Origin of the sequence: Nonomuraea sp. NPDC049695 (assembly GCF_040674955.1) — a bacterium.
GTDB lineage: Bacteria > Actinomycetota > Actinomycetes > Streptosporangiales > Streptosporangiaceae > Nonomuraea > Nonomuraea helvata.
The window spans coordinates 160,008-166,401 of sequence record NZ_JBFANV010000015.1 but is presented as its reverse complement, the minus strand read 5'-3'; the positions used below and the strand labels follow the sequence as shown (position 1 = coordinate 166,401).

Genomic DNA, 6,394 nt, shown 5'->3' with positions numbered 1-6,394 from the left:
CGGCCAGCGCCACGATGTCGATGGGCCGGTAGTAGGTGGTGAAGTCGAAGACGTCGAACGCCGGTTCGGTCGAGCCGCTCCGGGACCACCAGTCCGGGATGCCGGAGGTGTGCTGGATCAGTTGCTGGACGGTGATCTCGTCGGCTCGTTCCACCAGCCCGTCGGCGGCCACCTCCGGCAGCAGGTCAGCGAGTTTGGCGTCCAGGCCGAGCTTGCCCTTCTCGACGAGTTGGAGGAGCACGGTGGCCACCATCGCCTTGGTCTGTGAGCCGATGTAGAAGCGGGAGCCGGCCGGGATCGTGCCGCCTTCGCCGTTGAGCAGCCGCGACCCGGCGGTGCCCTGGCCGGCGGCCTTGCCGTCCACGTACGCGCCGCCGATGGCGCCCACGACGCCGGGCGTCTTGGCGAGGTTCTCCATGGCCTGCTGGGCGTCGCCGACCGCGGCGGCTCCAGCGGCGCTGGCGGCCGTCGCGGGCGAGGCGGTGGCCAGCAGCAGGGCTGCCGCGGTCACGGCGGCAACGGACATGCGCTTCAAGACAACAACTCCTTCGAGGGGACGAAAAGGGGTCAACAAGGCGCACGGGCGGATCACGTGATGACCTGTCGTGCCGTCTCACCGATGGACGCCACGGAGGCGTCGGAGATGCCAGGGATCACCATCGACAACACGCGTGACACGCCGCCGGGTCTCGCAGCACGCTCGGCAACTCGCCCGCCTGTCAACCGCAATCCACTGTCGACCAGCCGTGTCGCCATCTTGTCCGCGCCGTGTCATGGCCAAGTCACGGTCGCAGTTGGCGACCAGGCCGAGAGTTGTCTTGCGATGATGCCGCTGGTGTGGGTGGTGTCGCTTCGACCGGTATGACCGGGGTGTACACGTAGGTGGTTGCCCGCGCCTGTGGCGTTGATGCGCACCTGGCCGGCCGCCAGAACGTTCCCCCTGGGTCCCCTCGGCGCACCGTCAGCCGGGCAGGGACCTCTCGACGATCCATCGGCACACCGAACGCGAGCAGCCTCCTTGCCTGACGTGCCTTACAGACCTTCGAGCGGTTGACCTGCTACTTCGCTCAAGAGCACCAGATAACTGACGCGGTCCGTGCAGCCAGAAATGGCGAGGCAGTACCCGCGAAGCCTCATCGCCGGTTGCCGGTCGCCGGTCGCCGGTCGTCGGGTCGTCGGGTCGTCGGTCGTTGGTGGGCGTGGGCGTGGACCGTGGATGGTTGCCGAGGCGAAATGCCTGGTCAAGCTGCTCACTGGCAGCTGGCACGGCCTCAAGCAGCATCGGCCCCGGGAGATCTGGCGCGACGACGCCACCAAGCCCGCGCGCTGGTTGCACCGACGGACGTGTCTGGTCCGCCGGTGGTTGCGCCGACGGACCTGTCTGATCCGCCGGTGGCCAGATCACGAGGTGTGAAGACGGAGGGCTTCCGAGAGGGCGGCCAGGCGTTGGGGAGAGGCCAGGCCGGCGTGGTACAGGTGGAACTCCGTTGCCCCTGCCTTGGCGTACGTGCTGAGTTGGTCGGCCAGCACCGTGGCGTCGGCTGGACGGGGTGGCAGAGTCAGGACGTAGGCGCCTATCCGCTGGCCTGGGGTGGACAGGTCCTTGAGGTGGGCGAGGCGGGCCGCGTCCGTGGCGGGGTCGCCCCAGCAGTTGGCGACCAGTGCGTCCGCGCCGGGTTCGCCTGACGGGAGTGCGGCGAAGGCGCCTGCAGCCCAGGGGTCCGGGTTGGCGTGCAGGGTGATGGGGACGTTGGGCGCGGTCCTTCGGGCAATGGTGATCAGGCGATGGCGTAGGGAGGCGGACAGTTCTACGCGGATGGCGCGGACCTCGTCGGTCAGCCGGCCGAGGGCTTCGTCGATGGTGAGTGGTTGGGCGCCCGTGACCGTCGCGCCAGTTGACGTGGTGGGCGCCGGGTGGCGGTCGATGGCTGCGCGGACCGTGTCTCTGGTGGTTTCGGGGTAGCGGTCGGCGCAGGCCGTACAGAAGCAGAGTGAGAGCAGGTCGGCGTCGACAGGGGTCCAGTCCGCGCCGGAGGTCTTCTCGTGCACGCTCTGGTGGCCGAAGCCCATCGGGCCGCAGGCTTCCAGGATGAGGCCGTCCGGCTCGCCGACCGTGAGGATCTCCTGCACCAGGCGCTCGCAGTAATCGAGGACGTCCTCGTGAGCCGGGCAGAGCGCGTACGGGTACGGGTCGCCGAAGGCGTTGCGTACGACCAGGTCAGGGTTGGCGGCGCCCAGGTGGGAGTTGTGGGTGAGGACGGTCCAGGCGTGCACCTGGAGGCCTGCCGCCTTCAGCGCGTCCCTGGCCTGGAGGTACGCGTCCTCCGAGGTCCAGGTGGGGGCCGCAGGGACGAGTCGGGACCAGGATGACGGGCGGATCGGGAGGTAGAAGGCCGGATAGGGGACGTCCAGCACGCGGTGGGACGGGTGGTAGGGCGTGGCGGCTCTCGTGGAGTGGTAGCTCGCCGCCAGCGCTACCGCCTCCACGCCCAGGCCGGCCAGGCGGTCGGGGGCGGAGGGGTCGCCGACGATGTCCCAGGGATAGACATAGGCCACGTTCACCAGCGCGGTCTCCTCGCGGAAAAGGTGGGTGCGAAGCGTTGCATGTAACTCGTGTCGTCGCGGGCGATGATCCCGCACTTCTCGTACTGCTCGTGCATGACGGCCAGCGCGTCGCGGTCCAGTTCGACACCGAGGCCCGGGGCGGTGGGCACAGGGACGGCGCCGTCCACGAAGCGGAGGGCGCCGGGCGCGACCACGTCCTGTCCGTCCTGCCAGGGCGTGTGCGTGTCGCAGGCGAACGTCAGGTTGGGGGTGGCGGCGGCCAGATGGGTCATGGCGGCCAGGCTGATCCCGAGGTGGGAGTTGGAGTGCATGGACAGCGCCAGGCCGAACGTGTCGCAGAGGGCGGCGACCTGGGCGGAACGTACGAGTCCGCCCCAGTAGTGGTGGTCCAGGAGGAGCACGCCGATCGCGCGGGAAGCGATGGCGGGAGGGAGGTGTTCATGGGTGACGACGCACATGTTCGTGGCGAGAGGCATGGGTACGGCGGCGGCTACTTCCGCCATTCCGGGAATGCCGGACGTGGGGTCCTCCAGGTACTGGAGGGTCCCTTCCAGCTCCCGGCCCACGCGGATCGAGGTCTCGACCGACCAGGCGGCGTTCGGGTCCAGCCGGAGAGGGACTCCGGGGAAGGCCTCGTGGAGGGCGCGGGTCGCGGCTATTTCCTGGTCCGGGGGGAAGACGCCGCCTTTGAGCTTGATGGACTGGAAGCCGTATTCCTTGATGAGGAGGGCCGCTTGTTCGACAACACCTGCTTCGTCCAGGGCCGCGCCGAACCGGTCGGGCTCCTCGCCCGGGTGACCCGCCCACTTGTAGAAGAGGTACGCGCTGTACGGCACCGCGTCCCTGACGCGACCGCCCAAGAGCTCGGCCACCGGCACTCCGGCCGCCTTGCCGCGAATGTCCAGGCAAGCCACCTCAAAGGGGGAGAAGACCCGGTCGACGCTCTTCTCCTTGGTGGCGGCACCCGTCAATCCGTGCAGGTCGGCCACCGTTTCGCCGACTATCGCGCTGATCCGGGCGTACATCGTGTTCGTGGCGTGGACGTCGAGGCCGATCAGGGCTTCCGCGCACTCGCGCACCTTGCCCAGATGCTCGAGGTCCCCATAGGTCTCACCCAACCCGGTCAGACCTTCGTCCGTGACGACCTCGACAATGGTGCGGAGGGCCCACGGTTCGTGGACACCGGAGGCGTTCAGAAGGGGCGGATCCCGGAAGGCTACAGGAGTGACGTCAATCTGCCTGATGATCATTTAGCCTGCCGTCCAGATATGTGAACAATAGCCAGATTTGTGGACAAGTTGCCGCAACTGTAAGAATCAAGCTGAAGAAGTGTCAAGCTCGGAAGGGCCTTTCGATGATCTACGGACACGACCCCAGGACCGGCGAGACCGTTGGCGCCGCACTGTCCGAAACCGACAGCGCCGGGGTCGACACGATCGTTTCCGCCGCGGCCGCCGCCGGCACGGCCTGGCGGGCGACTCCGGCGGCTGAGCGGGCGCTCGCACTCGAGGCCGTCGCCGACGTGCTTGCCGCGCACGTGGACGAGCTGTGGCAGCTCGCCGACCAGGAGACCGCGCTCGGCGAGGTACGGCTGCGCGGTGAGGTCGCGCGTACGGCGGGGCAGTTCCGGCTCTTCGCCCAGGTCCTCAGGGACGGCGGTTATGTCGAGGCCATCATCGATCACGCCGATGCCTCCCTCGCTCCGCCCCGGCCCGACGTGCGGCGGATGAAGCGCGCGCTGCCGGGTGTGGTCGCCGTCTTCGCGGCCAGCAACTTCCCGTTCGCGTTCTCGGTGGCTGGAGGCGACACGGCATCCGCGCTGGCCGCGGGGTGTCCGGTGGTGGTCAAGGCGCATCCCGGGCATCCGAACACCTCCGAGCGGGTGGCGAAGATCGTCCGCGAGGCGCTGCCCAACCCCGACCTGCTGGGTCTGGTGCAGGGCATGCAGGCCGGGGCCGACCTGGTGCAGCACCCCGGGGTGGTCGCGGCCGGGTTCACGGGGTCCGTGGCCGGGGGCAAGGCCATCCAGCGGCTGATCGACGAGCGCGAGGTGCCGATCCCGTTCTTCGGTGAGCTGGGCAGCGTCAACCCCGTCGTCGTGCTGCCGTCCGCGCCGGCCAAGGAGGTGGCCGCGGGGTTCGCCGGGTCGCTGACGCTGGGCGTCGGGCAGTTCTGCACGAACCCCGGGCTCATGTTCGTGCCCGAGGGCGACGAGCTGCGGGACGCCCTCGTCGAGGCGGTCGAGGGCACCAGCGGCGGTCCCATGCTGGCCGAGCGGATCAGGGACGGGTACCTCGGGGGTGTCGAGCGGCTGGGCGAGCTGCGGCTGCTGGCCGAGGGCAAGCCGGGCGAGGGCAGCTGGGCGGTCACGCCCAAGGTGTTCACCGCCGATGTCGACACGTTCGAGGAGAAGCTGCCGCGTATCGCCGAGGAGTGCTTCGGCCCGGCGTCGATCGTGGTGACGTATCGCGAAATTTCTGACTTGCGGCCGGTGCTTGAGCGCCTGGAAGGGTCGCTGACCGCGACCGTCCACGGCACTGACCCGGATGAGGCCGGAGAGGTCGCCGAGGTGCTGGGCAGGAAGGCCGGCCGGCTCATCTGGAACGGGTGGCCGACCGGAGTGGCTGTGTGCTGGGCGATGCATCACGGTGGTCCTTGGCCCGCCGCGACCACGACCTCCACGTCGGTCGGGGCCACGGCGATCGAACGGTGGCTGGCGCCCACGGCGTACCAGGACTGGCCGCAGGCGCTGCTGCCCGACGAGCTGAAGGACGGCAACCCGCTGTCCATTCCGCGGAGGGTGGACGGCCGTCTGGAGGCGTGAACGGGTCCGTCCCGGGGGGCGTCGGCCGTCTGGAGGCGTGAACGGGTCCGCCCCGGGGCTGCTGAGCTCCCGGGGCGGAACCAGTTGCCGAAATGAGGGTCAGGCCCCGGCGATGTCCAGCCCTTTCGCAATGATCCGCTCCAGGGACTCCAGGTGCTCAGGCGCCGGGTCCACCAGCGGCGCCCGTACGCCTCCCACCTCCAACCCTCGCATCCGCACCCCCGCCTTGACCAGCGAGACCGCGTACCCCGGCACGAGATCCCGCAGCTCCACCAGCGGCAGGTAGAACTCGGTCAGCAGCCGTTGCGTCAGCACCTCGTCCCCACCCGTGACCGCCTTGTAGAAGGCCAGCGCGATCTCGGGCGCGAACGCGAACACGGCGCTCGAGTACAGGCTCACGCCGAGCCCTCGGTAGGCGGGCACGGTCAGCTCGGCGGTGGGCAGGCCGTTGAAGAAGGTGAAGTCCTTCCGGGTCGAGCGCCGTACGGTCAGGATGATCCGCTGGAGCAGGTCGAAGTCCCCCAGCCCGTCCTTGAAGCCGACGACGTTGGGCACCGCGGCCAGCTCGGCGACGGCGGAGGGTGAGAAGCGGGCGGTGCCGCGCTGGTAGATGACGACCGGCAGGTCGACGGTGGCTGCCACCTCGCGCACGTAGCGCACCAGGCCCGCGGGAGGGCCGCTGACCAGGTAGGGAGGCATCAGGAGCAGCCCGTCGGCGCCCTGCGCGGCGGCGGCGCGGGCGATGGCCTTGGCGGCGGGCAGCGGGCCGCCGGCGCCGGAGAGGACGGGGACGCGGCCCGCGGCGGAGGCCACGGAGACGGCCACCACGCGGGTGTATTCGTCGAGGTCGAGGGCGCTGAACTCACCGGTGCCGCACGCGGTGAACACTCCTCCCGCCCCCGCCGCGACCCCGTCGGCGACGTGCCGGGCCAGAGCGGGTTCGGCGAGGTCGCCATCGGCGTCGAAGGGGGTCACCGGAAAGAAGAGAACACCATCCAGCCGCAT

The 6,394-nt window shown here is 69.8% G+C and carries 5 protein-coding genes; 1 reads left to right on the top strand and 4 read right to left on the bottom strand.

Annotation, left to right across the window (positions count from 1 at the left end):
* From AB0J64_RS16475 to AB0J64_RS16465, 3 genes are all read right to left on the bottom strand, one after another.
* On the bottom strand, nt 1-526 hold a 526-nt coding region (locus AB0J64_RS16475; protein ID WP_364027070.1), incomplete at its 3' end, for a serine hydrolase domain-containing protein.
* Between the two features lie 875 nt (nt 527-1,401).
* Nucleotides 1,402-2,562, bottom strand: coding sequence for a hypothetical protein (locus tag AB0J64_RS16470; protein ID WP_364027058.1), 1,161 nt, complete (start codon nt 2,560-2,562; stop codon nt 1,402-1,404).
* On the bottom strand, nt 2,559-3,815 hold the full coding sequence (locus AB0J64_RS16465; RefSeq protein WP_364027055.1) for a glucarate dehydratase family protein: 1,257 nt from the start codon (nt 3,813-3,815) through the stop codon (nt 2,559-2,561). The genes AB0J64_RS16470 and AB0J64_RS16465 overlap by 4 nt, the downstream gene beginning before the upstream one ends.
* Nucleotides 3,816-3,919: 104 nt before the next feature.
* On the opposite strand from AB0J64_RS16465, the gene AB0J64_RS16460 reads away from it, so the two are divergent.
* A complete protein-coding gene (locus AB0J64_RS16460; RefSeq protein WP_364027052.1) occupies nt 3,920-5,389 on the top strand; it encodes an aldehyde dehydrogenase (NADP(+)) in 1,470 nt (489 codons plus the stop codon).
* A gap of 99 nt (nt 5,390-5,488) precedes the next feature.
* On the opposite strand, the gene AB0J64_RS16455 is transcribed toward AB0J64_RS16460, so the two are convergent.
* The gene (locus tag AB0J64_RS16455) at nt 5,489-6,394 is read right to left on the bottom strand and encodes a 5-dehydro-4-deoxyglucarate dehydratase (RefSeq protein WP_364027049.1); all 906 of its coding nucleotides are present in this window, start codon (nt 6,392-6,394) and stop codon (nt 5,489-5,491) included.